Source organism: Hutsoniella sourekii ATCC 700629, from assembly GCF_000518205.1.
In the GTDB taxonomy this organism is placed as follows: Bacteria; Bacillota; Bacilli; order Lactobacillales; family Aerococcaceae; genus Hutsoniella; species Hutsoniella sourekii.
Genome location: NZ_JADD01000014.1, coordinates 24,338 through 50,924, shown reverse-complemented (window position 1 = coordinate 50,924; position 26,587 = coordinate 24,338). Strand labels below are relative to the sequence as shown.

26 protein-coding genes and 1 pseudogene are annotated in these 26,587 nt (G+C 41.9%); 17 read left to right on the top strand and 10 right to left on the bottom strand.

From position 1 onward, the window contains the following. Positions 1-104 precede the first annotated feature (104 nt). Genes T408_RS0104070 through truA form a run of 4 tightly spaced genes read left to right on the top strand, consistent with a single transcriptional unit; the run spans position 105 to position 3,385 of the window. Positions 105-944, top strand: coding sequence for an energy-coupling factor ABC transporter ATP-binding protein (locus tag T408_RS0104070; protein ID WP_028118817.1), 840 nt, complete (start codon positions 105-107; stop codon positions 942-944). Beyond that, a complete protein-coding gene (locus T408_RS0104065) occupies positions 914-1,804 on the top strand; it encodes an energy-coupling factor ABC transporter ATP-binding protein (RefSeq protein ID WP_028118816.1) in 891 nt (296 codons plus the stop codon). Before T408_RS0104070 ends, T408_RS0104065 begins: the two co-directional genes overlap by 31 nt. Then, complete coding sequence (locus tag T408_RS0104060) at positions 1,797-2,600, top strand: energy-coupling factor transporter transmembrane component T family protein (protein WP_028118815.1); 804 nt, start codon at positions 1,797-1,799, stop codon at positions 2,598-2,600. Before T408_RS0104065 ends, T408_RS0104060 begins: the two co-directional genes overlap by 8 nt. 8 nt (positions 2,601-2,608) lie before the next feature. Further along, positions 2,609-3,385 carry a tRNA pseudouridine(38-40) synthase TruA gene (truA, locus tag T408_RS0104055; protein WP_028118814.1) on the top strand — a complete coding sequence of 259 codons (777 nt, stop codon included), beginning with the start codon at positions 2,609-2,611 and terminating at the stop codon, positions 3,383-3,385. 237 nt (positions 3,386-3,622) lie between these two features. Here the strand turns inward: truA and T408_RS0104050 are convergent, their stop codons facing one another. After that, the gene (locus tag T408_RS0104050) at positions 3,623-4,273 is read right to left on the bottom strand and encodes a hypothetical protein (protein ID WP_028118813.1); all 651 of its coding nucleotides are present in this window, start codon (positions 4,271-4,273) and stop codon (positions 3,623-3,625) included. A 130-nt stretch (positions 4,274-4,403) separates the two neighbouring features. On the opposite strand from T408_RS0104050, the gene T408_RS0104045 reads away from it, so the two are divergent. Continuing rightward, positions 4,404-4,889 carry a hypothetical protein gene (locus T408_RS0104045; protein WP_028118812.1) on the top strand — a complete coding sequence of 162 codons (486 nt, stop codon included), beginning with the start codon at positions 4,404-4,406 and terminating at the stop codon, positions 4,887-4,889. A 91-nt stretch (positions 4,890-4,980) separates the two neighbouring features. Here the strand turns inward: T408_RS0104045 and T408_RS0104040 are convergent, their stop codons facing one another. The 5 genes from T408_RS0104040 to ilvB all read right to left on the bottom strand — a co-directional run bounded on the left by T408_RS0104040 (position 4,981) and on the right by ilvB (position 10,085). Then, entirely contained in the window at positions 4,981-6,015 is a 1,035-nt protein-coding gene (locus tag T408_RS0104040) for a branched-chain amino acid aminotransferase (RefSeq protein ID WP_028118811.1), read from the bottom strand. A 12-nt stretch (positions 6,016-6,027) separates the two neighbouring features. After that, complete coding sequence (locus T408_RS0104035) at positions 6,028-6,822, bottom strand: ABC transporter ATP-binding protein (protein WP_028118810.1); 795 nt, start codon at positions 6,820-6,822, stop codon at positions 6,028-6,030. Between the two features lie 62 nt (positions 6,823-6,884). After that, the gene (gene ilvC / locus T408_RS0104030; protein ID WP_028118809.1) at positions 6,885-7,886 is read right to left on the bottom strand and encodes a ketol-acid reductoisomerase; all 1,002 of its coding nucleotides are present in this window, start codon (positions 7,884-7,886) and stop codon (positions 6,885-6,887) included. Between the two features lie 25 nt (positions 7,887-7,911). Next, complete coding sequence (ilvN, locus tag T408_RS10825) at positions 7,912-8,391, bottom strand: acetolactate synthase small subunit (RefSeq protein WP_035420071.1); 480 nt, start codon at positions 8,389-8,391, stop codon at positions 7,912-7,914. Beyond that, positions 8,388-10,085 (bottom strand): biosynthetic-type acetolactate synthase large subunit, encoded by a 1,698-nt coding sequence (gene ilvB / locus T408_RS0104020; protein ID WP_035420069.1) that lies wholly within the window; start codon positions 10,083-10,085, stop codon positions 8,388-8,390. The genes ilvN and ilvB overlap by 4 nt, the downstream gene beginning before the upstream one ends. A gap of 526 nt (positions 10,086-10,611) precedes the next feature. Here ilvB and ilvA point away from each other — a divergent pair. From ilvA to T408_RS0104000, 4 genes are all read left to right on the top strand, one after another. Beyond that, a complete protein-coding gene (gene ilvA, locus T408_RS0104015; RefSeq protein ID WP_028118807.1) occupies positions 10,612-11,871 on the top strand; it encodes a threonine ammonia-lyase IlvA in 1,260 nt (419 codons plus the stop codon). 10 nt (positions 11,872-11,881) lie between these two features. Then, positions 11,882-12,262 (top strand): RidA family protein, encoded by a 381-nt coding sequence (locus T408_RS0104010; RefSeq protein ID WP_028118806.1) that lies wholly within the window; start codon positions 11,882-11,884, stop codon positions 12,260-12,262. Between the two features lie 215 nt (positions 12,263-12,477). Further along, positions 12,478-12,939, top strand: coding sequence for a LytTR family DNA-binding domain-containing protein (locus tag T408_RS10820; RefSeq protein WP_051444781.1), 462 nt, complete (start codon positions 12,478-12,480; stop codon positions 12,937-12,939). 10 nt (positions 12,940-12,949) lie between these two features. Then, a complete protein-coding gene (locus tag T408_RS0104000; RefSeq protein ID WP_028118805.1) occupies positions 12,950-13,330 on the top strand; it encodes a DUF3021 family protein in 381 nt (126 codons plus the stop codon). Positions 13,331-13,435: 105 nt separating this feature from the next. On the opposite strand, the gene ilvD is transcribed toward T408_RS0104000, so the two are convergent. Further along, positions 13,436-15,121 carry a dihydroxy-acid dehydratase gene (ilvD, locus tag T408_RS0103995; RefSeq protein WP_028118804.1) on the bottom strand — a complete coding sequence of 562 codons (1,686 nt, stop codon included), beginning with the start codon at positions 15,119-15,121 and terminating at the stop codon, positions 13,436-13,438. Between the two features lie 173 nt (positions 15,122-15,294). Between ilvD and T408_RS0103990 the strand changes: the two genes are divergently transcribed. From T408_RS0103990 to T408_RS0103960, 7 genes are all read left to right on the top strand, one after another. Further along, the gene (locus tag T408_RS0103990; RefSeq protein WP_028118803.1) at positions 15,295-15,636 is read left to right on the top strand and encodes a metal-sulfur cluster assembly factor; all 342 of its coding nucleotides are present in this window, start codon (positions 15,295-15,297) and stop codon (positions 15,634-15,636) included. 132 nt (positions 15,637-15,768) lie between these two features. Beyond that, positions 15,769-16,539 carry a Fe-S cluster assembly ATPase SufC gene (gene sufC / locus T408_RS0103985; protein WP_028118802.1) on the top strand — a complete coding sequence of 257 codons (771 nt, stop codon included), beginning with the start codon at positions 15,769-15,771 and terminating at the stop codon, positions 16,537-16,539. A gap of 6 nt (positions 16,540-16,545) precedes the next feature. Next, positions 16,546-17,838 carry a SufB/SufD family protein gene (locus T408_RS0103980; RefSeq protein ID WP_169730298.1) on the top strand — a complete coding sequence of 431 codons (1,293 nt, stop codon included), beginning with the start codon at positions 16,546-16,548 and terminating at the stop codon, positions 17,836-17,838. 23 nt (positions 17,839-17,861) lie between these two features. Continuing rightward, complete coding sequence (locus T408_RS0103975) at positions 17,862-19,112, top strand: SufS family cysteine desulfurase (RefSeq protein ID WP_028118800.1); 1,251 nt, start codon at positions 17,862-17,864, stop codon at positions 19,110-19,112. Continuing rightward, complete coding sequence (sufU, locus tag T408_RS0103970) at positions 19,099-19,596, top strand: Fe-S cluster assembly sulfur transfer protein SufU (RefSeq protein WP_028118799.1); 498 nt, start codon at positions 19,099-19,101, stop codon at positions 19,594-19,596. The genes T408_RS0103975 and sufU overlap by 14 nt, the downstream gene beginning before the upstream one ends. Then, positions 19,589-20,983 (top strand): Fe-S cluster assembly protein SufB, encoded by a 1,395-nt coding sequence (gene sufB, locus T408_RS0103965; protein ID WP_028118798.1) that lies wholly within the window; start codon positions 19,589-19,591, stop codon positions 20,981-20,983. The genes sufU and sufB overlap by 8 nt, the downstream gene beginning before the upstream one ends. A 200-nt stretch (positions 20,984-21,183) precedes the next feature. Beyond that, entirely contained in the window at positions 21,184-21,711 is a 528-nt protein-coding gene (locus T408_RS0103960) for an AmiS/UreI family transporter (RefSeq protein ID WP_028118797.1), read from the top strand. A 54-nt stretch (positions 21,712-21,765) separates the two neighbouring features. Here T408_RS0103960 and T408_RS0103955 read toward each other — a convergent pair whose 3' ends face one another. Continuing rightward, the gene (locus tag T408_RS0103955) at positions 21,766-22,371 is read right to left on the bottom strand and encodes a TetR/AcrR family transcriptional regulator (RefSeq protein ID WP_268870433.1); all 606 of its coding nucleotides are present in this window, start codon (positions 22,369-22,371) and stop codon (positions 21,766-21,768) included. Between the two features lie 138 nt (positions 22,372-22,509). Between T408_RS0103955 and T408_RS0103950 the strand changes: the two genes are divergently transcribed. Then, complete coding sequence (locus T408_RS0103950; protein ID WP_028118795.1) at positions 22,510-24,180, top strand: FMN-binding protein; 1,671 nt, start codon at positions 22,510-22,512, stop codon at positions 24,178-24,180. Positions 24,181-24,602: 422 nt separating this feature from the next. On the opposite strand, the pseudogene leuD reads toward T408_RS0103950, so the two are convergent. Together leuD and leuC are read right to left on the bottom strand one after the other, a co-directional pair. Further along, positions 24,603-25,199: pseudogene (gene leuD, locus T408_RS10815) on the bottom strand (3-isopropylmalate dehydratase small subunit); the annotation flags it as partial. Then, positions 25,200-26,582 carry a 3-isopropylmalate dehydratase large subunit gene (gene leuC / locus T408_RS0103940; protein WP_028118794.1) on the bottom strand — a complete coding sequence of 461 codons (1,383 nt, stop codon included), beginning with the start codon at positions 26,580-26,582 and terminating at the stop codon, positions 25,200-25,202. It lies immediately after the preceding pseudogene. Positions 26,583-26,587: the final 5 nt, after the last annotated feature.

The following is a 26,587-nucleotide window of genomic DNA, read 5'->3' as shown; positions in this document are numbered from 1 at the left end:
GGGTGTCATGACACTAAGACTTATTCTTCCCATTATGGAATGAATTCGCTTATAATAGGTCTAATGGTAGCCTTACCTATGTATAAAAGTCAGGGGGAGTTAGCTTGAGTGAGATAATTGTAAAAGGTGAAAACATAAAATTTCAGTATCCTCAAACCTCAGTTCACGTTTTAAATGGGGTAGATTTTGAAATCTATCAAGGCGAATGGGTGGCTATTATCGGCCCCAATGGATCTGGTAAATCAACCTTAGCTAAAGTCATCAATGGTCTACTAGTTCCTGAATCAGGTAGGATTGAAGTAAAGGGGTTGACCCTAAGCGAAGACACTATCTGGGATGTCCGTCGGGCAGTTGGTATGGTCTTTCAAAATCCCGACAATCAATTTGTGGGTGCAACGGTCGAAGATGACGTAGCTTTTGGCCTCGAAAATAATGGCATTGAGCGTGAAGAAATGATTCGTCGCGTTCACGAAGCACTTGAAGAAGTTAATATGACTTCATTCAAGAAAAGAGAGCCAGCACACTTATCAGGCGGACAAAAACAACGAGTAGCCTTGGCCTCCATAATTGCTTTACGTCCTGATGTTATTATTTTAGATGAAGCAACAGCAATGTTGGATCCCTTGGGCCGCTTGGAAGTTATTGAAGCTATTCAAAGGATCAAAGAACGATATAATTTAACGGTTCTTTCAATCACTCATGATCTAAACGAGGCTAGTCTAGCTGATCGGGTACTTGTCATGAATCAAGGTCGAGTCTTGCAACAAGCTAAACCTGAAAAAATATTCCAAATGGGAGAGGAATTAATTTCGATTGGTTTGGATGTCCCATTTGCAAAACGCTTGCAAGATGCCTTAAGTGATCGGGCTATAGCTGTCCCTGAAGAATTTATGGATAGAGAGGAGTTGATCCAGTGGATAACGACATCGTATTTGACCAAGTAAGTTATACCTATAATTTGGGCTCCCCTTTTGAGCACCATGCCTTAAATAATGTAAGTATTCATATACCTAAGGGTAAAGTCACCTCTATTATCGGTCACACTGGATCTGGCAAGTCGACACTCATCCAACATTTGAATGTTTTATTAAAGCCAACCCAAGGTCGCATCCAAATTGGAGATCGATTAGTAACCCCTGATTCCCAAGAGACCGACTTGAAGCAACTACGTAAACAAGTGGGGGTTGTTTTTCAATTTCCTGAATCTCAACTGTTTGATGAAACCGTTTTGAAAGACGTGATGTTTGGTCCCTTAAATTTTGGCGCAAGTGAAGAAGAAGCGGAAGAAATTGCTAGAAAACAACTTGAATTAGTTGGCTTAAGTGAAGGATTTTATGATCGGTCTCCCTTTGATTTAAGCGGTGGACAGATGCGACGTGTGGCGATTGCAGGTGTTTTAGCGCTCGAGCCACAAGTCTTAGTCTTAGACGAACCCACTGCCGGTTTAGACCCACTAGGACATAAGCAGATGATGGATATGTTTATGAATTTGCAAAAGGAACGTCAATTGACTTTAGTTCTGGTTAGCCATCAAATGGAAGATGTCGCCCAATATAGTGATCAAATCATTGTGATGGAATCCGGTCAAGCTGTCAAGGTCGGTCCTCCTGAAGATGTTTTTAGTGATGTTGAGTGGCTACGGTCCAAACATTTAACTCTTCCTTTAGCTATGCAGTATTATGAAGAGATTATGGACCAGCTGAATATTCATTGTCCAAAGGAAGCTGTCTTAAACGCACCGCAGTTAGCGGATCGCTTACTTGAGTTGAAAAGGGAATGGCAGGGAGGTTTGTCAGATGAATAATCAGTTAATTCTAGGGCGGTATATACCTCTAAATTCATTGATCCATGAGCTTGATCCTCGAACCAAGTTAATTGGCATATTTGCCTTTATTCTAATTGTCTTTCTTGCCAATAGTTGGCCTGCTTACTTATTATTATTACTTAGTCTATTTTTAGCGGTTAAGCTAAGTCAGATTGATCTTAAATTTTTCTTGCAGGGAATTAGACCCATGATTTGGTTGATTTTATTTACGGTGATATTTCAGGTTCTGTTTACTCAAGGTGGGACTACTTATTTTTCTTGGGGTATTTTTTCGATTTCATCCTTGGGTTTAATCAATGGGGCTTATATCTTTATGCGACTTTTGTTAATTATTATGTCATCCACGGTATTGACCTTAACAACGGCGCCCTTGGAAATAGCCGATGGATTGGAACATTTAATGCGACCTCTAGCAAAAATTGGATTTCCTGCTCATGAGATTGCCTTAATGCTTTCTATTGCCTTGCGCTACGTACCTACCCTGATGGATGAAGCGCAAAAAATAATGAATGCTCAACGAGCTAGGGGCGTAGAATTTGATCAGGGTACATTAATTGATCGAGTACGCGCCATTGTGCCTATCTTGGTTCCCCTATTTGTTAGTGCTTTTAATCGGGCTGAAGAAATGGCAGTCGCGATGGAAGCTAGAGGGTACCGTGGGGCTGAAGGGCGAACAAAATATCGTCAATTGTACTTTACTCGAATCGATCTTTATTTTGTAGCTTACTTAATTGTATTAACTATTATTTTAGTTATGCTTCGCTGGTTTTTATAGGAGGGATTATGCCCAAATACGCCTTAAAAATTCAATACGACGGCAGTTGTTATGTTGGCTATCAGGTTCAGCCAAATGGCCCGACCATTCAAGCTGCTCTTGAGCGTGCCTTGTCTTTAATGGCTAAGCTAGACAAAGGGGAGCATATTCCAACTTCTGCCTCTGGAAGAACTGATTCTGGCGTTCATGCCCTGGGTCAGGTGGTTCATTTTAATTATCCAGCGCCTATTAGTAGTCAGGGATTGCTGAAGGGGTTGAATAGTATTTTACCGGATGATATCCGAGTGATAGCGGCTAATCAGGTAGAGGACAATTTTCACTCTCGCTACCAAGCTCGTGCTAAGCGTTACCGATACCGGGTTGACACCCAAGCTTTTCCAGACCCGTTTAAGCGTCTTTATACCTGTCACCATCCTTACCGCTATGATTTACAGCGAATGCAAGAGGCCGCTCAATTTCTGGTTGGACGCCATGACTTTACAAGTTTTTGCTCCACAAAGACGGATAAGGAAGATAAGGTGCGATCTCTATATGAGGTGCAAGTCTATGAGGATTCGCTTAATAAGGAATTATGCTTTGAACTGTACGGTGAAGGGTTTCTCTACAACATGGTGAGAATTATTGTTGGCACCCTGCTTCAAATTGGTGATGGACTCAAGCCGGTTTCAGAGATAGCGCGCTTGCTACAAGTCCAAGATCGAAATGAAGCAGGCCCTACGGCACCACCCCAGGGACTCTATCTGGTTGAGGTTGAATATGATCAAGACCCCTTCCTAAGTGAGTAAAATGGTGCTAGAATTAGCTCTTGCCACTTGCTTTTGCGCGAAATAATGATTCTAGCTATTTTATAGTTTCAAATGATTGATTGAAATAGTCATACTAATCCTGATCATCTAATAAATAAGTCAAAAAAGTCAAATCTTATTGAAAAGGAGTCGATTTCCTTAATCAAGAAGATTTGACTTTTTAGCATCTAACAAGATGTTCAAGCTGAATAGACAAGTTTAGTGACGGTTTCTTATTTATTTGTTGGCTTGGATATAGGTCTCCAATTTATCGATTTCATTACAAATATATTGATGAAGTTTTTCGTTGAGGGTTTCAATACCATCAATATCTTCCAAAATCAATTTTTCTTCCATTAGCTGTTGGACAATGTGAATCAAGAAGTCAGATTCCAGCCCTAGCTTGTTTTGGATAACATTATGCATATCATCAATGAAGTAGTAACGGGTTCCGATTAAAGCAGAGAAATCTTCTGATTTATCTCTTTCCTTAATTAGGACTACACGGCCTAAATAATAGTCATAGTAGGCAAGATAACATTTACCATGGAAGTAATAACGAAGAAGGGTATAGCCATCGTCTAAGGTAAACTTCTTTTTGAGGTTCAGGTTAACGGTATCATAGACTTGTTGGTTGACTGCTTCACGGATATCTTGAGTGATCTCTTGAATCGATTTATCATTAGAAGTGACATCATCCAGGTTAACAATCGGTGTATTCCAGACTGATTCACGGCGACTGAAACGGAAGAAGAAGACATAAGGATTGTGTAGAATAAAGCTACGACGGCGAATATTATAAACCACATATTTCATTTCAGGATTCTCTTTGTAGTTACGAGCTAACAGTTCCGCGCGGTCGCGGCTAATTCGTTGCATTTCCATCATATTAATTAACTCCTTCAAGTAGATTACTAAAGATATTATAACATATTTGTTAGCTTTTCAATGCCTAATCTATCAGATATAATAATTGATAGTTACTAATAATGATAGTCAAATAGAAAGTTGGGAAAATATGCAAATAAGAAAGGCTAGCTATCAGGATGTCCCCCTTATTCTTGAGATATTTGCGGTTGGTCGCCAGATTCAAAGAGAGGTCTCTGGAATCAGACAATGGGCTGACGGTTATCCCGGTCCAGAGATAGTTGAAGAGGATATCCAGCAAAGTTTTGCTTATGTGTGCGTGGATGATTCGGATCTTCCTGTAGCATACTTTTGTCTTCAAACAGGTATTGACCCTTATTATCAAGAGATAACGGGTGAGTGGTTAAATGATGGCCCTTATGTGACAATTCACCGAGTGGCTAGCAAGGGGCAAATAAAGGGAGCCGGTCGTTATTGTCTAACGTGGGTTCTCGACCATTACTCTAATGTTAGGATTGATACCCACCAGGATAACATTCCTATGACCAAGCTGATTGAGAGCCTACCCTTCAGTTTTTGTGGGGTAGTGACAGTTGCTGATGGTACCCAGCGAAATGCCTATCAATTTATTCAATAAAAATTCCTGTTATGATCCATTACATCATCTAAACAAGCCCACCGACCCAATGCCTAGTGCAGTGTATCGGTGGGCTATTTAGCTGATATTCTTATAGCTTAACTTCTTGAACCCAACCTTCTGGTCCTTGAAGATCTCCATATTGAATGCCGGTTAATAAACGGTAAAGTTCTTGAGTCACAGGTCCCACTTGGTCTTCTGGATAGAAGGTATAGACTGTATCCCCAGCTGTAATTGAGGTGATAGGCGTTATAACAGCAGCAGTACCAGTGGACCCCGCTTCAACAAATTGGTCGAGGTCCTTGACATAGATATCACCTTCAATCGCCTTCATTCCAAGTTCATGTTCAGCAAGATAGAGCAAGGAGCGCTTAGTGATCCCAGGTAAAATAGAAGGAGATTTAGGTGTAATAAACTCATTGTTATCACTAATGACAAAGAAGTTTGATGAGCCGATTTCTTCGATTTTGGTATGGGTTTCAGGGTCCAGATAAATTGCATCGGCATAGCCAGCTTCTTTGGCTTTTTTGCCAGCTAGGAGACTGGAAGCATAGTTACCACCGACTTTTTGTCTACCTGTTCCACGAGGAGCAGCTCGGTCGAAATCTGAGATGATAAATTTGGCTGGCTTTAGCCCCCCCTTAAAATACGGGCCTACTGGCATGGCCATGATGGTAAATAAATATTCGGGTGCTGGTCCAACTCCGATATTATCTCCACTGCCGATTAGTAGGGGTCGAATATAGAGGCTAGCGCCACTACCATAAGGAGGCATCCAGTCGGCATTGGCAGCCACTACCTGGTGGACAGCTGCGACAAAATCTTCAACAGGATAAGGGGGCATGAGCAAACGTTCAGCGGAATCGACCATGCGCTGGGCATTTTGCTCTGGTCGAAAAAGTTGAATTTTTCCTTCTTTTGTTCGGTAGGCTTTCAAACCTTCAAAGCACTGTTGACCGTAGTGTAAGGCGGTAGCTCCTTCAGAAATTTTAATGTAGCGATCATCTTCAATTTTTCCTTCTTGCCAAGCACCATCTCTATAGTAGGCGCGGAATCTTTTACCAGTATCAATATAATTAAAACCGAGTTGATCCCATTGAATAGTTTCTGGTGTAAGTTTTGTCATAGGAGACTCCTTTCATTTCTGTGAATGGATAGTAATCCATGGGCGTTGATCTTGCCAGTGTAATTGAATAGGAACCTGGAAAGTCTGTGTTAAGCGTTCACTCGTTAACACTTTTTCTTTAGGGCCTTGACTGACAATTTGTCCGTCTTTGAGTAAGAGGACGTGAGTGATTATTGGTGTAATTTCTTCTATGTAATGGGTCACATAGATTAATTGTTGGGTGGTCTTTGCTAGCTCTTCCATTTGTTGCAGAAGGCGTTCTCTTGCCAGTAAATCGAGTCCTGTACAAGGTTCATCCAGAATCAGTAACTTAGGCTGATTCATCAAGGCACGAGCAATTAAGGCTCGTCTTTTCTCGCCTTGGGATAAGTTAAAGTAATGACGATTCAAGAATGGTCCCATTCCTACTGCATCAGCTAGCGACTTGACTAAGACTTGGTCAACTTCAGTTACTTCATGGTTAGGGTATAAGCCGATTGAAGCAAACTTTCTACTTAGAATTAAGTCACTAACAGTCTGTCGTCGAAAAGTTGATTCGTACCGATCTAAGGCGCTGGATATGAAACCGATTGATTCTCTTAGTTTGGGTAACGATCCCTTGCCAAAAGTGGTATCTAAGACTTGAACTTGACCTTGGCTAGGGAAGGAATAGCCGTTGATAATATTAAGCAATGAAGTTTTTCCGGAACCGTTGAGACCTAAGATAGCCCAATGTTCACCTGGATAAGTTTGCCAGTTAATCCCTGATAGAATTATCTTGCCTTGTCTGATCCAGGAAACTTCTTCTAACTTGATGAGAGGGTTCATAGTCAGGATCCTTTCACTAAAAATTAAGAGCGGTGGCCTAGAGCCACCGCTTAAAAAGTTCGCTAGTCAACGAGAGAATCACCGATAAATGGCATTAACCCACGTAATTCTTTTCCTACTTCAGTAATTGGATGCTCTTTTTCATTGCGTTTGATAGCAGTATACTTAGGTCTTCCAGCTTGGTTTTCTAGAATCCAATCTTTAGCAAATTCACCTGTTTGAATATCTTTTAAGACGGCACGCATTTCGTCTTTAGTTTCTTCGGTAATAATGCGAGGACCTGTTACATAATCGCCCCATTCTGCCGTATCAGAGATAGAATAGCGCATGTTTTCCAAGCCGCCTTCATAGATCAAGTCTACAATCAATTTCATTTCATGCAAGACTTCAAAATAAGCTGATTCTGGTTGGTAGCCAGCTTCAGTTAAGACTTCATAACCCGCCTTAATTAGGTGAGAAACGCCTCCACATAAAACAGCTTGTTCACCGAAAAGGTCGGTTTCTGTTTCTTCCTTGAAAGTTGTCTCTAAGATACCGGCTCGTCCGGCACCAATACCAACCGCATAGGCCATACCAATCTCTTTGGCTTGGCCACTAGGGTCTTGATAGACCCCAACTAGAGCGGGAACACCGGCACCTTCTTCAAAGGTTCTTCTCACCAAGTGACCGGGTCCCTTAGGTGCTACCAAGAAGACATCAACATCAGCTGGCGGAACGATTTGGGCATAGTGAATATTGAATCCATGGGCAAACACAAGGGCATTACCAGCTTCAAGATTAGGGGCAATACTTTCCTCATAGACTACTTTTTGTCTTTCATCCGGTAGAAGAACCATCACGATATCAGCTTTTTTTGTTGCTTCTGCCACTGATTTGACCTCAAAGCCATCTTCACGCGCGCGGTCAAATGAGCCACCTTCTCTTAAACCGATCACAACATCGAAACCGGAGTCACGTAGGTTTTGTGCATGGGCATGTCCTTGGGAACCGTAGCCGATGATGGCAATTTTTTTGCCTTCTAGGATAGCTGTAGAAATATCTGAGTCATGAAATACTTTTGTCATTTTATTTATCTCCTTTATATGTTTATTATTTTCCACGAGGAAAGGCAGTGAGGCCAGTTCGTGACACTTCAATGATACCGTAAGGCATCAGTAAGTTAATGAGCGCATCTACTTTTGAAAGGGCGCCAGTAACTTCAATGGTAATAGAATCCGTAGACACATCAAGAATATTAGTTCTAAAAGGTTGAATAATACTATGAATCTCTGCTCGATTATCAGCTGAAATAGCGACTTTGATGAGAGCTAGTTCTCGTGCAACATGAGCTTGGTCGGTAATATCATTGACCTTAATCACATTGATTTGCTTGTTTAGTTGTTTTAAGAGTTGCTCAGCAGCCTGGGGGCTTTCCAAATCAATGAGCAGGGTGATTTTTGAAAGACCGGCCTGGGTGGTCTTGCCAACGGTGATACTTTCAATGTTGAAATTTCTCCTAGAAAGTAAGCCAGTTAAGCGATTCAAGACGCCACTTGAGTCTTCTACATAAGCAGTGATAATACGTTTCATAATGGCTTCACCCCTAACATTTCATGATTGCTCTTACCGGCAGGAACCATTGGGAATACCTTTTCTTTAGTTGGGATGCGAACATCGACTAGGACTGGTTCGGGCTTGGCAAAGATTTCATCTAATGCTTTTTCCACTTGGTCTTCTTTGGTAAGTTGTAGGCTCTTAATCCCGTAACTAGCAGCTAGTGCAAGAAAATCAGGATTTAAGCCATTATTCAGCATAGATTGAGAATAACGCTCTTCATACAGCAACTCTTGCCACTGGCGAACCATGCCGAGGGTCTCGTTATTCAAGATAAAGATTTTGATTGGCAAATTATATTGTCTAATCGTTGCAAGTTCTTGAATGGTCATTTGAATGCCACCATCCCCTACAAAAAGGACCACAGTCTCATCAGGGTTACCCAATTGAGCGCCAATGGCAGCTGGTAGGCCAAAGCCCATGGTACCAAGACCGCCAGACGAGACAAAGTGGTTGGGCTTTGTTTGGTCATAGAATTGACCCGACCACATCTGATGTTGACCGACATCAGTGACCACAATGGCCTCATTATTGGTTTTCTTAGAGACTTGCCTAATGAACCATTGCGGTGAGATCAGTTCTTCATGGTGGTTAAACCAGAGCGGGTATTCTTTTGCATTATCTTGGTTGATCTGAATCCAGTCACTAAAGTCCACCTCGATCGGTGCTTCTGCCAAGAGGGCAGCTAAGGCTTCATCTGCATCTGCTACAACGGCGATATCAGCCTTGACATTCTTAGATATTTCGGCAGGATCAATATCGATATGGACAACTTTTGCGTTCGGCGCAAAGCCAGCTAAATTCCCCGTTAAACGGTCATCAAAGCGGGCTCCAATATTAATCAACAAATCACTCTGGGTGATAGCTTCATTGGCGGCATAAGTTCCGTGCATACCGGCCATTCCAAGTGAGAGTGGGTGGGTTCCAGGAAAAGCACCAATCCCTTGAAGGGTATTGACTACTGGCATAGGATAGCGGTCAATGAATTCATATAAACGATCACTGGCCCCAGAAGAGATAACGCCTGCCCCAGCTAGTAACACTGGACGTTGGGCTTGATTCAAAGCTTCCAGTACCCGTCTAATCTGACGGATGTTTGGCTTAACATTGGGTTGGTAACCCGGCAAATGGAAATCCCCTGAATAATCTTCCTTAATAATGGTTTCTGCAATATTCTTAGGGATATCAATAATAACCGGACCCGGCCTGCCAGTAGTAGCAATATGAAAGGCCTTATTAACAGTGCTTGGAATTTCTTCAATCGAGTGTAATTGAAAATTATGCTTGGAAATCGGTGTAGTTAAACCGATAACATCAGCTTCTTGAAAAGCATCGGTTCCAATCACGCCAGCAGCTACTTGTCCAGTCAATACAACGATTGGCAAGGAATCTAACATCGCATCTGCAATTCCTGTTAATAAATTTGTAATCCCTGGACCGGAAGTAGCAATGACGACACCGGGTTTACCTGTTGTTCGGGCATAGCCTTCCGCTGCGTGAATGAGCCCTTGCTCGTGACGGCATAAAATATTTTTGAAAGCCGGCTTTTGTTGATATAAAGCATCAAAAATAGGTAAAACGGCACCACCTGGATAACCAAAAACAATCTCGACATTATTTTCTAATAGTGACTTGATCAATAAGTCCGATCCGGTATGGACCGGCTTCATTAGATGCGTCTGAGCATTCAAGATCTTCCCCTCCTTAATTAATAGATAATAAAAAATCCATCCCGCCTAAATCTCTAGGGCGAAATGAATCCACGTTACCACCTAAATTCGCAATTAACTTACATTAATTACCTTAACACCAAACTCATTGGTTTGGTTGGCCTGATAACGTGGGCAGGACGGCCAAATTTACTGACTTTCAATTTGGCACTCCAAGATGATTTAAAAGCTACGCTCATCTAGGCTCTCACCTTCCCCTAGTCGCTTCCATGAACGGGAATAGCTTTTAATTTCTTATCGACGATTTAAAATGTGAGTTTTCTAATCGTTAATTAATAATACTAATAAAGAATAATAATTGCAAGACCTAATTTAAAAACTTTTAAAATAGGATTATTTTGAATTATTTAGAATGATTGTTGACAGATAATTTAATTTCCTCCATAATATTTCTTAATGATTATTAAAAATAACTATGTAATCTCATTTAATTTTGAGATGACTAATTAAAGAAAGGATGAATAAAATGGTTCGACCACTGACGGCAGAAGATGTCTTAGCCGCCTACCGCGACTTAAAGGCGAATATTCAACAAACTCCTCTAGTCAAAGATCGCTATCTGTCTGAAAAATACCAGGCAGATATCTACCTGAAAAGAGAGGATCTACAAATTATTCGTTCTTTCAAGATTCGTGGCGCTTATTATGCGATTGATCAATTAGATGCGTCTCAACTAGAAGGAGGCGTTGTCTGTGCTTCAGCGGGTAATCATGCGCAAGGGGTCGCTTACACTTGCCAGCTCAAGCAAGTACCAGCTGTAATCTTTATGCCTACGACAACTCCTAAGCAAAAGGTGGACCAGGTAGAATATTTTGGTGGAGATTTTGTGAGGGTGGTATTAACAGAGGATACTTTTGATGCTTGTAATGCAGCTGCTCATATTTATGCCCAGGAAGAAGATCGACCCTTTATTGAACCATATGACGATCTAAATGTTATCTTAGGGCAAGGAACGATTGGAGTAGAAATTCACCAGCAAATGGTTGCACAAGGGGAACAACCTGACTTCATCTTAGCTCAAATTGGCGGGGGAGGACTAATATCTGGAATTGGTGCTTATGTCCATGATGCACTTCCCAATACTTGCTTGGTGGGGGTAGAGCCTACCGGTGCGGCTTCAATGATTCGAGCTGTGGAAGCTGGACAGCCAGTGACCTTAGATAAGGTTGATAAGTTTTGTGATGGTACTGCGGTAGCTCGTGCAGGCACGCTTACCTTTGAATATGCCAGAGAATATGTAGATCGCTTCATTCAAGTTCCAGAAGGAAGAGTGAGCCAGTCCATTCTTCAGCTCTATACGAAGCAAGCCATTGTTGCTGAACCGTCCGGTGCCTTAACTGTCGCTGCCTTAGAACAACTGGGTGATACAATTAAAGGTAAGAATGTTGTTTGTTTAATTTCTGGTGGGAATAACGACATCAGTCGTATGGCTGAAATCGAAGAGAAAGCTTTAATATATGAGGGCTTGCAGCAATACTTTATTATTAAGTTTCCTCAAAGAGCCGGCGCTTTGCGGGAATTTGTAACGAATATCTTAAATGAAGACGATGATGTGACTCGATTTGAGTATACAAAGCGGATCAATCGGACTCAAGCGCCTGTATTTATTGGTGTGCGTTTAGGTAAGCGAGAAAATCTGCCACAATTACTAGAACGGATCAGTGAATTTGATCCAAATTACATTAATGTGATAAATAATGAGACACTCTTTCAATTACTAGTCTAGGAGGAATAATATGAAAGCACTGAATTCAAATTTAGCCCCGGATGCAGTTGGTCCTTACTCTCAAGCCGTAAGAACTGGTAACCTGATTTACCTATCAGGTCAATTAGGATTAGACAAAGAAACAGGGGAATTGCAAGAAGGCATTGAAGCTCAGACCCATCAAGCCTTCAAGAATATTTCATATGTTTTAGCGAGCCAGGATTTAGATTTAAGCCATGTTGTTAAAGTTTTAGTATTACTTTCGGATATTAATGATTTCAGTCGGGTCAATGAGATTTATGCAGAGTATTTCCAAGAACCTTATCCTGCTAGAAGTGCCTTTGCTGTGGCTGCTCTACCTTTAGGAGGTCAGATTGAAATAGAAGTCATTGCTGAAGTGGATAAGGATTAGTCGCTAATCTTTTAAAGCGAGCCTGAAGGCTCTTATAGATAGCCAAGAAACGTTTCCAAGTTGTAGTTAATGACTAACTACCGCTAGGAACGTTTCTTTTTGATGTTTACTAGAGAACAGCATTCGCTTAGCCCTTGATTTCTACCGTTTAGCCACAAAGTAGATACAAGGCGATCCCCTTTTGCTATACTAAAGTCGCAGATAGGAGGGAAGATATGACTGAACAATGGCAAATTATGGCCGCTCAAGACCTATCGCTTGAGGATCAGGAAGCTAGAGTCAGCTGCCGAAGGCTAGTAGATGCCCGAGCCTTAGTGCAGGTTCTTGAAGCCGAAAACGGCCATAGGAGCAATCAATGGATCATTAAACAAGGGTCAAACTTTGACCTTATCAATAAGACTCAAATCGTCTATCTTGAAGTTAACAAGGGAATTCTGCAAGTTACTTGTCTACAGAATCGTTATCAAACTCGCCTAACTTTAAAGGAGGCCTTAAGTCAATTAAGCATGGATTCAATGATTCAGATCAGTAAGTACCAGGCGTTGAATATAAACTATCTTCTACGCTTAGAGTTAGCTTTCTCGGGCAATATGTATGCGCATCTGAAGACTGGGAGTCGAGTGGTGGTATCTAGACGATTCGTTAAGCAGCTAAAACAATACTTGGGGATTCAATAAGGAGGACACTATGAAAAAACATGTGCAAAGCATTTATAATAGTGCTACATTGTCACTACTTATCTGGTTGTTATCTGGACTAGTCTTTAACCCATCGGCTGGATATGGCAAGGATTTACTAGGAATCATCTTGTTGGGGGGTATCATCGGTATCGGAGGATTATTATATGAGAAGCTACAACCCTTGTTGCTAGCTCTTATTATCCATCTTATTCTTTCTTTACTTACTTTTTGGTCAGTGGCTTATTTTTTGAATATGTTTCCTTGGCGTTGGGAGATAGTAGTCACATCCAGCGTGATCTTTATCTTTATTTTTCTGGTTATCTGGACGATTAATTATTGGCTGATGAAGCGACAAATAACTCATATCAATAAAAAAATACAGTCCTAAAGATTCTTTAAGACTAGATAATTTAAGTGCACCTTTCCCCATCTCTAGTTTAGATGTGAGGAAAGGTGCACTTATTGCGTATATTTGGCTTAATTCGGGTAAGAATTACTGGTCATTCTTGTGGAAGAAATCAGTGACAGCTCCTTTAGATGACGAAGATACGAGGTGGGCATACTTACCTAAGGCACCACGACTTTCTAGTGGTGGAATCACTAATTTTTCACGTCGTTTAGCTAGTTCGGCATCAGATACTTTCAAGGTTAATTCCTTAGTATCTTGATCTATAATGATTGTATCGCCGTCTTCAACGAGGGCAATTGGGCCACCATCTTGAGCTTCTGGGGCAATATGGCCCACAACGAAACCGTGAGAACCACCTGAGAAGCGTCCATCTGTTAATAGACAGACCTTGAGCCCTTTACCTACTAGCATAGAGGATAGGGAGAGCATTTCTGGCATACCCGGTCCGCCTTTCGGTCCGACAAAGCGTACGATGACGACGTCATCATCGACAATTTCCCCATTTAAGGTCGCCTCAATAGCTGCTTCTTCAGTGTTAAAGACTTTGGCAGGCCCTTCATGGCGACGAACCTTCAATCCAGATACTTTAACTACTGCTCCATCTGGCGCAAGGTTTCCTTTTAGAACAATCAAAGGCCCATCAGCCCGTTTAGGTTGATCTAATGGCATGATCACATCTTGACCTTCTTTTAGAGCTGGTGCATCTTGATAGTTTTCTCGAACTGTCTTGCCAGTGACGGTTAGACAGTCGCCATGAATCATATCGTTTTCTAAGAGATAACGAATGACAGCCGGAATTCCCCCTACTTCATAGAGGTCTTGGAAAACATAGCGCCCACTTGGCTTCAAGTCAGCAAGGTGGGGCACCTTGGCTTGGATATCGTTAAAGTCATCGATGGTCAAGTCTACATCAGCCGCATGAGCAATCGCCAGTAAGTGAAGAATGGCATTGGTTGATCCGCCTAAAACCATCGTTAAAGTGATGGCATTTTCAAAGGATTCTCGGGTCAAAATATCGGAAGGGCGAATATTCTTCTCTAACAAGTTGATGACAGCTTGACCGGCTCGTTTAACGTCAGCCTCTTTAGCTTCAGTGATAGCCGGATTCGAAGAAGATCCCGGTAGACTTAGTCCTAGCATCTCGATGGCTGATGCCATCGTGTTGGCTGTGTACATGCCCCCGCAAGCTCCTGGCCCTGGGCAGGCATTGCATTCAATGGCACGGAGTTCTTCATCAGTAATATCGCCGTTGTTCCATTTACCGACTCCTTCGAAGACGGATACCAAGTCGATATCCTTACCATCTAGATTACCGGGAGCAATGGTTCCGCCGTAAACGAATATTGAAGGAATATCTAAATTAGCCATGGCCATAACTGAACCAGGCATATTCTTATCACAACCGCCAATAGTTACAAAGGCATCGCAGTTATGACCGCCGATAGCAATTTCAACAGAATCTGCTATCGCATCCCGACTGGGGAGTGAGTAGCGCATCCCTTGTGTTCCCATTGAAATACCGTCGGATACCGTAATCGTTCCGAATTGAACAGGCCAACCGCCAGCTTGCTTGACGCCTTCTTTGGCCACTTGTCCGAGGTCATGGAGGTGGATATTACAGGGAGTATTCTCAGCCCAAGAGCTGATAACGCCGATTAATGGTTTAGTAAAATCATCGTCTTCCATTCCGGTAGCCCGCATCATCGCTCGGTTGGGAGCTTTTACGGCACCGTCGTAGACGTGACTACGTTGTCTTAAGTCTTTTGACATTGTCAGGTCTCCTTTTTCTAAATTTTGATTAGATATATTTTAACAGAATGATTAGAATTATGGTAGGATATTAAGAAGAAAATGATTATCATCTTAATTTTGTTCTAAAAAAGATAGGCCTTAGGTCAAAAATTTAGTATGATAGTAACATTCACACTAAAAAGGAGTTAGCTATGAGAGAAGATATCCAAATGAATAAAGCATTAGAACCCTATCAAGAAGAGCTAGTTAATCAACTACAGACCATTTACGACCCGGAGATTGGTTTAGATATTTATAACTTAGGCTTGATCTATGGCATTGAACTAGACGCTACTAATCATTGTATCTTGACCATGACTTTCACGGGAGTTGCTTGCACTTGTATAGAGACGATGCCTGGAGAAATTACCGATAAGCTCACCCAAATTGATGGTATTGATTCAGCTGAAGTGCAGGTGGTCTGGCAACCTGCTTGGCGCTTAGATCGAATCAGCCGCTTAGGTCGAATCACTCTCGGAATCAATCCTAACTAAGTGAGACGGGCTGATTAGATCCTGTCAATAACTGCACAAACTATTATCTTGAATCAAATCTCGGGGTTTAGTAGAATGAAAGCGTATTGGCACATGTGATTCAAGCCTAAATATGATAGAGGGAGAAATAAAATGTCGACATTAGAAATTAAAAATTTACACGTTTCAATTGAAGATAAAGAAATCCTCAAGGGATTAGACTTAACGATTAATACCGGAGAAATTCATGCCATTATGGGGCCAAACGGAACTGGGAAATCAACACTAGCAGCAGCTATTATGGGTAACCCAGCTTATGAAGTGACGGCTGGTGAAATTTATATTGACGGCCAAGATGTGCTTGAAATGGAAGTGGATGAACGCGCCCGTGCGGGGCTCTTCTTAGCCGTGCAATACCCTAGCGAGATTCCAGGGGTGACCAATGCCCAGTTTCTAAGAGCAGCCATGAATGCTGGCAAGGAAGATGAAGACAAGATTAGTGTGATGGACTTCATTACTAAGCTGGATGAGAAGATGGAGCTATTAGAGATGCCGGAAGAGATGGCAGAACGCTATATGAATGAAGGTTTTTCCGGTGGAGAGAAGAAGCGGAATGAGATTTTACAACTTCTAATGATTGAACCGAAATTTGCGATTTTGGATGAGATTGACTCCGGCTTGGATATTGATGCTTTAAAGGTTGTTTCAAAGGGTGTTAATTCGATGCGCGGTGATAACTTTGCCTCTCTCATCATTACCCACTACCAACGTCTGCTTAATTATATCGTGCCAGATTTTGTTCATATTATTATTGATGGAAAAATTGTCAAATCAGGTGGACCAGAGCTGGCCAAGCAGTTAGAAGCTGAAGGTTATAGTGGGATTATTGAAGAATTAGGCTTAGATTTTGAATTAAAGGAGTAGATGGAATTGACGGATCATATCAAACAAGAGACGGGCAAACTTCCAGTTGATGGGGCTCCATTCTTCAAAGACCGACAAGCCAAAGCAAGGGATACTTGGCAGTCGTTACAACCAGCCTTTATAGAAAGAACCCAGTACCAAGATTGGCCACTCTACCAAGAGACTATTGATGCCGGCGTATCAAGTCAAGATTTAGTAGATACCTTTCAAGATCATATCGTGAGTTCAAACCAAGACCAATTAGCGGCACAAGTGATCCTGGCAGGTAACCAAACTCAAGTGACCTACAAGGAAACTCAGGCTGGCCAATCAGGTCTAATTGTGATGGACTTATTTGAGGCCATGGAAACTTATCCAGACCTTGTTGAAGAGCACCTTTTCCAAGTGTTGGATAGTCAAGAAGACAAGGTAGCTGCTTATCACACCGCTCATTTAAATGGAGGTATCTTTGTTTATGTTCCTAAAGATATGGAACTAGACTTATCGATAGAAGGGATCTTATTACAAGATAGTCGCCAGCAGCAGGCTTTTAATAAGCACATCTTATTGGTGGCGGATACTAATAGTCGGGTCCAATATATCGAGCGTTTAGGAACAGTGGGTCATGAAGCCAATGCGGCGACTGTTTATGTGGAAGTGATCACCAAAGCAGGAGCTCAGGTTAAATATGTTGCCTTAGACGGGTTAGCCCAAGAGACCACGGCCATGGTTAAACGATATGGCCAGACTGGTGTTGACAGTCAAATTGACTGGGTTGTTTCGGCGATGAATCAAGGAGATAGTATCTTAGATATTGATACCAATTTGATGGGTCAAGGGTCAACCTCGGATATTTCCATAACGGCCATTGCCAATGGAGATCAAGAACAAATTGTCAATGCCCATGCACTCAATGTTGGTAACCATACAGTTGGTCATATTTTCCAACACGGTGTCACCTTAGACCAAGCGCGACTTACCTTTAATGGCATTGGACGGATTGTTAAGAATGCTAAAAATGCCGACGCCCAGCAAGAAAGCCGAATTATGATGCTATCGCCACAAACTCGGGGAGACGTGAACCCGATGCTTTATATTGATGAGTTTGAGGTGACCGCGGGCCATGCAGGAAGTATTGGTCAATTAGACCCCGAACAACTCTATTATTTGATGAGTCGGGGATTAAGTCAGGAAGAGGCAGAGTATTTATTGATTCGTGGTTTCTTAGGACAGGTCATTATGACCATTCCGTCCAAGGAAATTCGTAGTCAAATGGTTGCGACCATCGATGAGAAACTATCTGGATACCGCAATCAATAAGGATTCAAGAAAGGGGGATCATCATGTTAACAAATAATGAATTAGCTAAGATTCGTAGATCCTTTCCAATCTTGGACCAAGAAGTGAATGGCGAGCCTTTGATTTACTTTGATAATGCAGCCACTTCACAAAAGCCCCAATCAGTGATTGACTGTTTGGTAGATTATTATCAAAACGATAACGCCAATATCCACCGAGGTGTCCATCAATTAGCGGAACGGGCTACCGGGGCTTATGAGGGCAGTCGTCAGAAAGTGGCGACGTTTATTGGGGCTAACGACAGCAGTGAAGTGATTTTTAACCGGGGAACCACTGAAGGGATCAATTTCCTTGCAAGAGGCTTAGTTGAACCGATGTTAGAAGTCGGTGATCAAGTGATGACAACCTTGATTGAACACCATTCTAACTTTGTTCCATGGCAAGAAGTTTGCCGCCGGACTGGGGCACAATTAGTCTTTGCGCCCTTAGATGAATGTTACCAGGTTGATATGGATGCGCTAGAAAGAATAGACACGAGTAAAGTGAAAGTGCTTGCTATCAATCATGTGTCTAATATTCTTGGAATTAGCCAGCCCATTCAATCTCTAGTAGAGTGGGCTCATGATAGAGATATTATGGTGATCGTGGATGGTGCCCAAGCGGTAGCTCACCAACCCTTAAATCTAGCGGATCTCGGAGTGGATGCTTATTGTTTCAGCGGTCACAAAATGTTTGCTGCCACAGGGATTGGCGTGACCTATCTCAATCGTAAATGGCACCGTGTCTGCCAGCCAACCTTATTCGGTGGCGAAATGATCCATCAAGTGGGCGATTATGTTAGTAACTATAAGGAAGCCCCTTGGAAATATGAAGGGGGAACTCCTCCCATCGCTCAAGCGATTAGCTTGCTTCCAGCTATTGACTTTATTGAGTCGATTGGCTGGAGCCAACTTCATAGTCATGAAGAAGCCTTAGTTAGAGCCCTTTATCAAGAGCTAAGTGAGATTGAAGGCATTCAACTCTATCAGACACCAGCAATGTTAGAATTGGGCTTACATGGTATTGTCAGCTTTAATATAGATGGTGTTCATCCTCATGATGCTTCAACTGGTTATGATATGGAAGGAATTGCTTTAAGAGCAGGTCACCATTGCGGTCAACCCTTGATGCGTCATTTTGGGGTGGCGGCGACTTTAAGGGCGAGTGTTTCAGTCTATAATACCTTAGATGAGGTGGCTCAGTTTATTGATTCCACTCGGAAAGTAAAGGAGTTTTTTACGGATGGCTTTATTTGATCTCAATCAATTATACAAGGCAGTTATTATGGAACATTCAAAGTCACCCCGCCACCGCGGTCATGTGAGTCAAGCAGATAAGCGGATTGAGCTCTTGAATCCTACCTGTGGTGATGCTATCGTTGTAGAGTATCGCTTGGATCCGGCGGGCAAAATCGAAGATGTGAAGTTTAATGGCGAAGGTTGTGCCATCAGTCAGGCTAGTGCAGATATGATGTGCCAAGTGCTCAAGGGTCAATCTCAAGCTGAGGCACTCTCGACGATTGCCGGATTTGACGATCTGATCGGAGGTCTACGCGAAGATGTCACCTGGAAGCCAGATCAATTGAAGCAGACCTTACAAGATGCTTACCTTTTGCAAGGGGTCAAAAAATTTCCAGCTCGCTATAAATGTGGCATTCTCGCTTGGCGAGCCATTGAAATGGGCTTAACCGGAGCACAGGGGCAGGGCCCAGTGAAATTTAAGGAGGATATTTATGAGTGAAGTACCTGTAGTTGGGGAATACCAATATGGTTTTCGAGATAATGCAGAGATAATTTTTTCCACAGGCTTAGGCTTAGATGAAGAAGTTGTCAAAACCATATCCAAAGAAAAGGAAGAGCCAGAATGGATGCTAGAAAAGCGTCTTGAGGCTTATCGGATCTATCGCCAAAAAGCGGTTCCAACTTGGGGAGCAGATTTATCAGGGATGGATTTTGATGATATAACATACTATCAAAAAGCAACTGACCATCCAGTCAGAAGCTGGGAGGATGTACCTGATGAAATTAAAGAAACTTTTGAGCGTTTAGGTATTCCTGAAGCAGAACGAGCTTACCTAGCTGGAGCCACTGTTCAATATGAATCCGAAGCGGTCTATTCTCGGATGAAGGAAGAATTTGAGAATTTAGGTATTATCTTTACGGATATGGACACGGCCCTACGTGAATATCCAGAGCTAGTCAAGGAGTACTTCGGAACAGTGGTCGAAGCCGATGATAACTTTCAATCTGCTTTGAACACCTCTGTGTGGAGTGGGGGGACTTTTATCTATGTGCCAAAGGGAGTACAAACAGATATCCCTCTACAAACCTATTTTCGGATGAATAATGAACGGTCAGGGCAATTTGAAAGAACCCTTATTATTGTTGATGAGGGGGCTAGTATCCATTATGTTGAAGGATGTACGGCTCCAACCTTCTCGAGAGCGAGCTTGCATGCGGCAGTGGTAGAGATTATTGTCAAAAAAGACGGCTATTGTCGCTATTCAACCATTCAAAACTGGTCTGATAATGTCTATAATCTAGTCACAAAACGGGGTACCTGTGAAGAAGGAGCGACCCTGGAATGGGTGGATGGTAATCTTGGATCACGTAAGACAATGAAGTACCCAGCGATCGGCCTTAACGGTCGAGGAGCTCGGGGAACCATCTTGACTATTGCCTTTGCTGGAGCGGATCAGCATCAACATACTGGAGCTAAAATTTTCCATAATGCGCCGGATACATCCAGCTCGATCGTCTCTAAATCGATTGCCAAGGATGGTGGCATGGTTGACTACTTAGGTCAAGTGAAATTTGCCGAAAATTCGGATCGTTCAATCTCTCATATTGAGTGTGATACGATTATCATGGATGAATTATCAAAGTCTGATACCATTCCATTTAACGAGATTCACAACAGTAATGTCGTCTTGGAACATGAGGCCAAAGTATCTAAGATCTCTGAAGAACAGCTCTTCTATTTGATGAGTCGGGGGTTAACGGAAGAAGAAGCCACCGGAATGATTGTGATGGGATTCGTGGAGCCATTTACCAAGGAATTACCCTTGGAATATGCTGTCGAATTAAATCGATTAATCGAATATGAGATGGAAGGATCTGTCGGCTAAGTATCATCGATATTTTAAGAAGTAATTAAAAACTAGGATCAATGGATTCATTGACCCTAGTTTTTTTATTTTGGTCATCAATACCCTTAGCTATTAGATACACTTTTGCTTTTTTGTTTCTGTGAGGGTAAATTCTAATTGAAACTATTTCACAAATTGTTAAGATGAGAAGGTAAACATTAGATGAAAGAGGTGAAAAAATGTCTGGAATTACACTTATGTTTTCAGGGATTGTTTTGATAAGTAATGGCTTTAATTACTTGGATAAAGTTGAGGATCATTCTAATTCCCTAATCAATATATTTACAGGACTATTATATATTGTCTTGAATATTGCTTATTGCATCCACGGCATTCAAATGAATGCTGATGCGACTTATTATTATGGAGCGATCTCAGGTTTATTGTTTGGCTATACTTATTTATCTTATGGTATTAATCGAATTTTCCAGTGGGATAACCGCAATTTAGGTTATTTCTCTTTATTTGTTGCTTTAAATACTCTATTCTTTGCGCTTTGGATAGTCGTCAGCAATCAAGGTAACTTATGGGATATTGCTAATTGGTTGATATGGGGCTATCTCTGGTCAACCAACTATACTGCACATAATCTAGGTAAATCTTATGGAAACTGGCTTTATTACGCCACTATAATAGCTGGTATCTTTACTTGTTGGATTCCAGGATTAATTATTTTAACGGGATATTGGCCGACTAGCCTTTATTAAGAGCATAAAAATAAAATTAAATGGTCAAGTCTTATTGATATTAGATAGGGAGAATTAACGTTGATTGATATCTGCCTTAACCTCCTCTAGAATCACTTGAATATGTTGGTCGGTTAAATAGTGGTGGCCGAAGGAGATCGAGTCATCAAAAAGTCTGAGAACATGACTAGGAGCATTCTTTAATTCCCAACGGGTTATTTGGTCCATCGGAACTTGCATATCATCAGCTAACCAACGTTCTAACATTTGCACACAACCAGCTGATGCAAAATCAAAGGCATATTGATCTTCTGTTGGAACCTGATCTGTCTGATACTTGATGCGATAAATAGCTAAAAGCCACTGGTAAAATTCTCGGTGAATAAAATTTTTAAACGAATGGTAACCGGTGGTTTTCATGGCTTGATGGTAGAAATCGGGATCCTTAGCAACAATATAGTAGTATTCAACGACGGATCGAGCATAGTAGTCTAAGCTAGCTTCATAACTAGTTGGCTTGGACTGCAATTGTCTCTTAAAGTAATAATTCATCACATCGTATTTATCATGGAAGCGACGGTAAAAAGTAGATCTAGCAACCTTGGATTGTTTAAGGATATCTTCAATTATGAAGTGATCGAATCCTTTTTCGACCATTAGCTGACGATAAGCCTGAGTGATTCTATTTTTGATTAAGATAAGGATTCACCTCGAATCATATTAGATTAGAGAAACAGCACAATTAAGTTTCTTACTGAAAATGATCAGATGTTAATAAATGAAGTTTTAATAAAATAAGTTTAGGAAAGGAATATAATTATGTCAAGATTTACGCCCGGTACCTATGCAGGACAAGCTCAAGGATTCGCAGGGAAAATTAAAGTTAATGTACAAGTAGATGAAGCGCACATCCAATCACTTGATGTTGAAATTCAGTCAGAAACGCCTGAAGTAGGAGGTCAAGCCATACCACTGCTTGCTCAAGCGATGAAGCAAGCTAATTCAGCAGAGGTTGACATTGTATCAGGCGCTACACATACCTCGCATGCTATGCAGAGGGCGGTATCATCAGCCTTGAACGCCGCTCAAGGTTTACCTACAGTGACCGATGAAGTGACTTATGAACCAGGATCTTATATCGGTGAGGCTGAAGGTTTTTCGACGAGAATAAGAGTAAACGTCACCGTTGACCAAGAAAAAATTACCTATATTGATGTCATCCAACAAAAAGAAACAGCTGAAGTAGGAGGACAGGCCATTCCGATTTTGGTTCGACGTATATTAGAAGCTAATTCAACCGATATTGATGGCGTATCGGGAGCTTCTCTATCATCAAATGGTTTACGACAAGCCGTGCAAAATGCCTTGGATGTAGCTAGTGGCAAGAGACCGCCTTTGTCAAAATATCGTCCTGGACAATATCAAGCCCATAGTGATGCCTTAGAGGTTAGGATGACTTTTTCGACTTTACAGATCGAAGACTTAGAATATAATATATTAAATCCTGAATTAGAGGATTTCCGGCCAGCCTTGGATCAAATGAAAAATCAAATTTTAGATCTACAACGTTTTGAATTTGACTCAATATCCGGAGCTAGCCTTGCTAGTCAGTCAATGCGACAAACTACGATGCAAATTTATGATGAGGCAGCCGCTGAAAGCTATGATGACCGACTAGCTGAATCTCCCTTAAAGAATGAAATGCGTGTTGAATTTGCTAATGGTTCCCTGACCCTGGATCAAATTGATGGCATTTTAAATGCTATCACTGAAGAGATTATATTTGTTGGGCCTGATTTAAGATTCCAATATTTTAATGAAGATGCTAAAACATATACCTATTCGAAATCTCATTTAGGGGAACTTTATACCGATTGTCACCCTCCTCAAGCACGAGCCATTTCAAGAAAACTTTCCTATGAACTAGCCACCCGCCAACGTAAGAGCTACAGCTTCTGGTATATTGATGGCAATGGGGATAAGTTATTCATTACTTATCAGGCGATTTTTAATAAGCAAGGAGAATTTATCGGACTTTTGGGTTGGACAATGAATGGCCAGCCAATCCTAGATACCATTGATGAGCCTGTGAGGAGGGGTTCCTTTGATGATCCAATGATTCCGAACCCTCTACTTGGAGAAACTGAAAAAGAGTTACAGGAATTCTTTGCCTCTACTATTGATAAGGATCCTATTCGGGACTATGCTGTGCGAGAATTAAATAAATTAGACCGGTCAGCTGGCCTAAGTGGAGAAGGTCCAGATACTTCATCGTCAGCCACAGTTAAGAAAGAGACAGGTCCCACTCAAGCGGACACGACGAGTTCGGCTAGCCAAATAGCAACGGACACCAGTGAGCCTACCGTATCCGTTGATACCCAATCTAGCGCCAGCCAAAGTCAAGAGGCTCCTAAGCCAAGGAAACCCATGCCTAATTTAAGTCATTTAGAAACAGATAGCCACTCATCAGCTAGCCAAAATAATCATTAGTTTAATAGCCTATTTAATTAAGAGAGGCTGTAAGGTAAGTCCCAATCACCTCTAATAACACAAATAAATCGTTAGGATTTGTATCTTTTGTTCGTTAATAAAATTGGTTGGTTTATTATTGGCAAGAAAAGGCAACAATCACTCAGCAGTAGTCTTAGGATAATTGGCCCATATCTCTCCCTTATGCGCTTTAGCGCTTAGGGAGAGAATAGCCAATTAAGCCGGAAGAGCCGTGGCTCTGAAGGCGATCCACTACAGCTGAGTGATTGTTTGCTTTTCGAAGCTTTTATTATAATTATTGTAACTTATCTGACAGCCTCTCTTAACTTATGTTTAGATTAGGGCTTATAGCCAATGAGTGAGTCTGGTATCGGAGTCCAAATTTCTTCCTTAGTGAAAGTATTACTATCGGATTTTGTTTGATAAAAGTTGTTCCATTTCTCTTCATAGGCTTGGATGGCTTTCTCATAAGCCATGGTTTCCATGATATCATCGATACCATTTAAGAGTTTGTGTCGAACTTGAGGATCAATTTGAAAGGAATAGTCTTTGTGAGGGGTATGGATAAACTCTTCTTCCAAATTAATGGTAATTTCCGTATCTCCGGTTAGTTCAGAGAGTTCCATCCGATCTTCGAGAGGGAGAGTTAAAGCCAACAAACCGTTTTTGAAGCTATTATTATAGAAGATATCACTAAAGCTTCCAGCAATAACGGCTCGAATTCCCCAGTCATCCAGGGCCCAGACAGCATGTTCTCTAGAAGAACCACCTGCAAAGTTGTCGCCTGTTATCAAGAATTTGGCTTGACGTCTTTGGGGTTGATTCAGGACAAAGTTTGGGTTTTCTTCAAGATAATGAGGACCGGGCTCTTGAATATAGCGCCAATTGGCAAAGAGGAATTGGCCAAAGCCTGTCTTTTCAATACGGCTTAGAAAGCGGCTTGGCAGAATTTGGTCCGTGTTAATATTATCTTCCATCATGCTAGCCGTTGTTCCAGTTTCAATTCTAAAGGCCTTCATTTATTTCACCTCCAAGTCATCTAGTCGAGTATCATAAAAATGTCCTTTTACAGCTGCTAGGACAGCCATGGCGGGACTACAGAGATGGGTCCTGGAACCAGGTCCTTGACGCCCTTCAAAGTTACGGTTAGTGGTTGAAGCACAATGAACTCCTGCTGGGACCTGGTCACCGTTCATTGAGATACAGGCGGAACATCCAGGTTCCCGCCAGTCAAAACCAGCGTCAATATAAGCTTGTGCTAGTCCTAGTTCTTCTGCTTGTATCTTAACAGCCCGGCTGCCTGGTGCTACAACCGCATAGACTCCCTCGGCGACTTTACGGCCTTTCAAGTATTTGGCTCCTTCGATTAAGTCTTCAATACGGGCATTCGTACACGATCCCAAAAAGATGTTTGTAACGGGGATATCCTGGGCTGTCATCCCGGCTTTTAAATCCATGTATTCATAAGCTCGTTCATCATTGTGGTCTCGGGCTTCTGGGAAGGCCTCTCCATACGGCAGTCCCATAGCCGGTGTCGTACCCCAGGTAACATATGGCGCCAAGTTAGAGACATCTAAGTGGATCTCCTTGTCATATTTAGCATCGGGATCGGTGTATAAGGTTTTCCAGTAGTTGACCGCTTGATCGAAGTTTGCGGGCGCTTTAGGTCTGCCTTCTAGATAATCGAAGGTCTTCTGATCGGGGGCGATCAAGGTATACTTGGAGCCGAATTCGATTCCCAAGTTGCACATAGTCATGCGGGCTTCCATTGAGAGAGCTTCAATCGTATCGCCAAAGAATTCAATCGCATATCCTGTTCCAAAGTCTGTGCCATATAGATGGAATAAATGGAGCATAATATCTTTAGAATAAACACCAGCTGGCAACTGACCAGTAACCTTAATTCCTAAGGTTTTGGGTTTCTTTTGCCACAAGGACTGGGTGGCGAAAACATGTTCAACTTCCGAGGAACCAATTCCAAAAGCGATCGCGCCAAAAGCTCCGTGGGTGGCGGTGTGTGAGTCACCACAAACTACGGTTTTACCGGGCTGGGTAGCTCCTTGTTCCGGTCCTACCATATGAACAATTCCCTGTCCTAGGCTACCATAAGCCATTAACTCTACACCAAAATCGCGACAATTGGCCTCTAAGGTCTCAATTTGTTGTTTAGCAATAGCATCCTTGATGTTCCAAATATCTTTGGTAGGATTGTTATGGTCAATGGTAGCGAGCGTTTTTTCTGGGGCGCGTAAGGGACGACTTTGTTCGCGCAAACTTTCGAAGCCTTGAGGAGAAGTAACCTCGTGGATCATATGTAGGTCTATATATAAGAGTTGGTTATCTCCCGTTTCTCCAGCTAGGACATGGGGTTCCCAGATTTTGTCAAATAGTGTCTTAGCCAATCAAT

Coding starts and splice junctions, on each gene's coding strand:
- T408_RS10820 (WP_051444781.1), top strand. CDS start 12,478: ATGACTGAACAATGGCAAATTATGGCCGCTCAAGACCTATCGCTTGAG.
- sufB (WP_028118798.1), top strand. CDS start 19,589: ATGAGTGAAGTACCTGTAGTTGGGGAATACCAATATGGTTTTCGAGAT.
- ilvN (WP_035420071.1), bottom strand. CDS start 8,391: ATGAAACGTATTATCACTGCTTATGTAGAAGACTCAAGTGGCGTCTTG.
- T408_RS0104000 (WP_028118805.1), top strand. CDS start 12,950: ATGAAAAAACATGTGCAAAGCATTTATAATAGTGCTACATTGTCACTA.
- T408_RS0104040 (WP_028118811.1), bottom strand. CDS start 6,015: ATGACAAAACTTACACCAGAAACTATTCAATGGGATCAACTCGGTTTT.
- T408_RS0103990 (WP_028118803.1), top strand. CDS start 15,295: ATGAGAGAAGATATCCAAATGAATAAAGCATTAGAACCCTATCAAGAA.
- T408_RS0104045 (WP_028118812.1), top strand. CDS start 4,404: ATGCAAATAAGAAAGGCTAGCTATCAGGATGTCCCCCTTATTCTTGAG.
- T408_RS0103950 (WP_028118795.1), top strand. CDS start 22,510: ATGTCAAGATTTACGCCCGGTACCTATGCAGGACAAGCTCAAGGATTC.
- sufC (WP_028118802.1), top strand. CDS start 15,769: ATGTCGACATTAGAAATTAAAAATTTACACGTTTCAATTGAAGATAAA.
- T408_RS0103975 (WP_028118800.1), top strand. CDS start 17,862: ATGTTAACAAATAATGAATTAGCTAAGATTCGTAGATCCTTTCCAATC.
- T408_RS0104010 (WP_028118806.1), top strand. CDS start 11,882: ATGAAAGCACTGAATTCAAATTTAGCCCCGGATGCAGTTGGTCCTTAC.
- sufU (WP_028118799.1), top strand. CDS start 19,099: ATGGCTTTATTTGATCTCAATCAATTATACAAGGCAGTTATTATGGAA.
- ilvA (WP_028118807.1), top strand. CDS start 10,612: ATGGTTCGACCACTGACGGCAGAAGATGTCTTAGCCGCCTACCGCGAC.
- ilvD (WP_028118804.1), bottom strand. CDS start 15,121: ATGTCAAAAGACTTAAGACAACGTAGTCACGTCTACGACGGTGCCGTA.
- T408_RS0104050 (WP_028118813.1), bottom strand. CDS start 4,273: ATGATGGAAATGCAACGAATTAGCCGCGACCGCGCGGAACTGTTAGCT.
- ilvC (WP_028118809.1), bottom strand. CDS start 7,886: ATGACAAAAGTATTTCATGACTCAGATATTTCTACAGCTATCCTAGAA.
- truA (WP_028118814.1), top strand. CDS start 2,609: ATGCCCAAATACGCCTTAAAAATTCAATACGACGGCAGTTGTTATGTT.
- T408_RS0103960 (WP_028118797.1), top strand. CDS start 21,184: ATGTCTGGAATTACACTTATGTTTTCAGGGATTGTTTTGATAAGTAAT.
- T408_RS0104060 (WP_028118815.1), top strand. CDS start 1,797: ATGAATAATCAGTTAATTCTAGGGCGGTATATACCTCTAAATTCATTG.
- ilvB (WP_035420069.1), bottom strand. CDS start 10,085: ATGAAGCCGGTCCATACCGGATCGGACTTATTGATCAAGTCACTATTA.
- T408_RS0104035 (WP_028118810.1), bottom strand. CDS start 6,822: ATGAACCCTCTCATCAAGTTAGAAGAAGTTTCCTGGATCAGACAAGGC.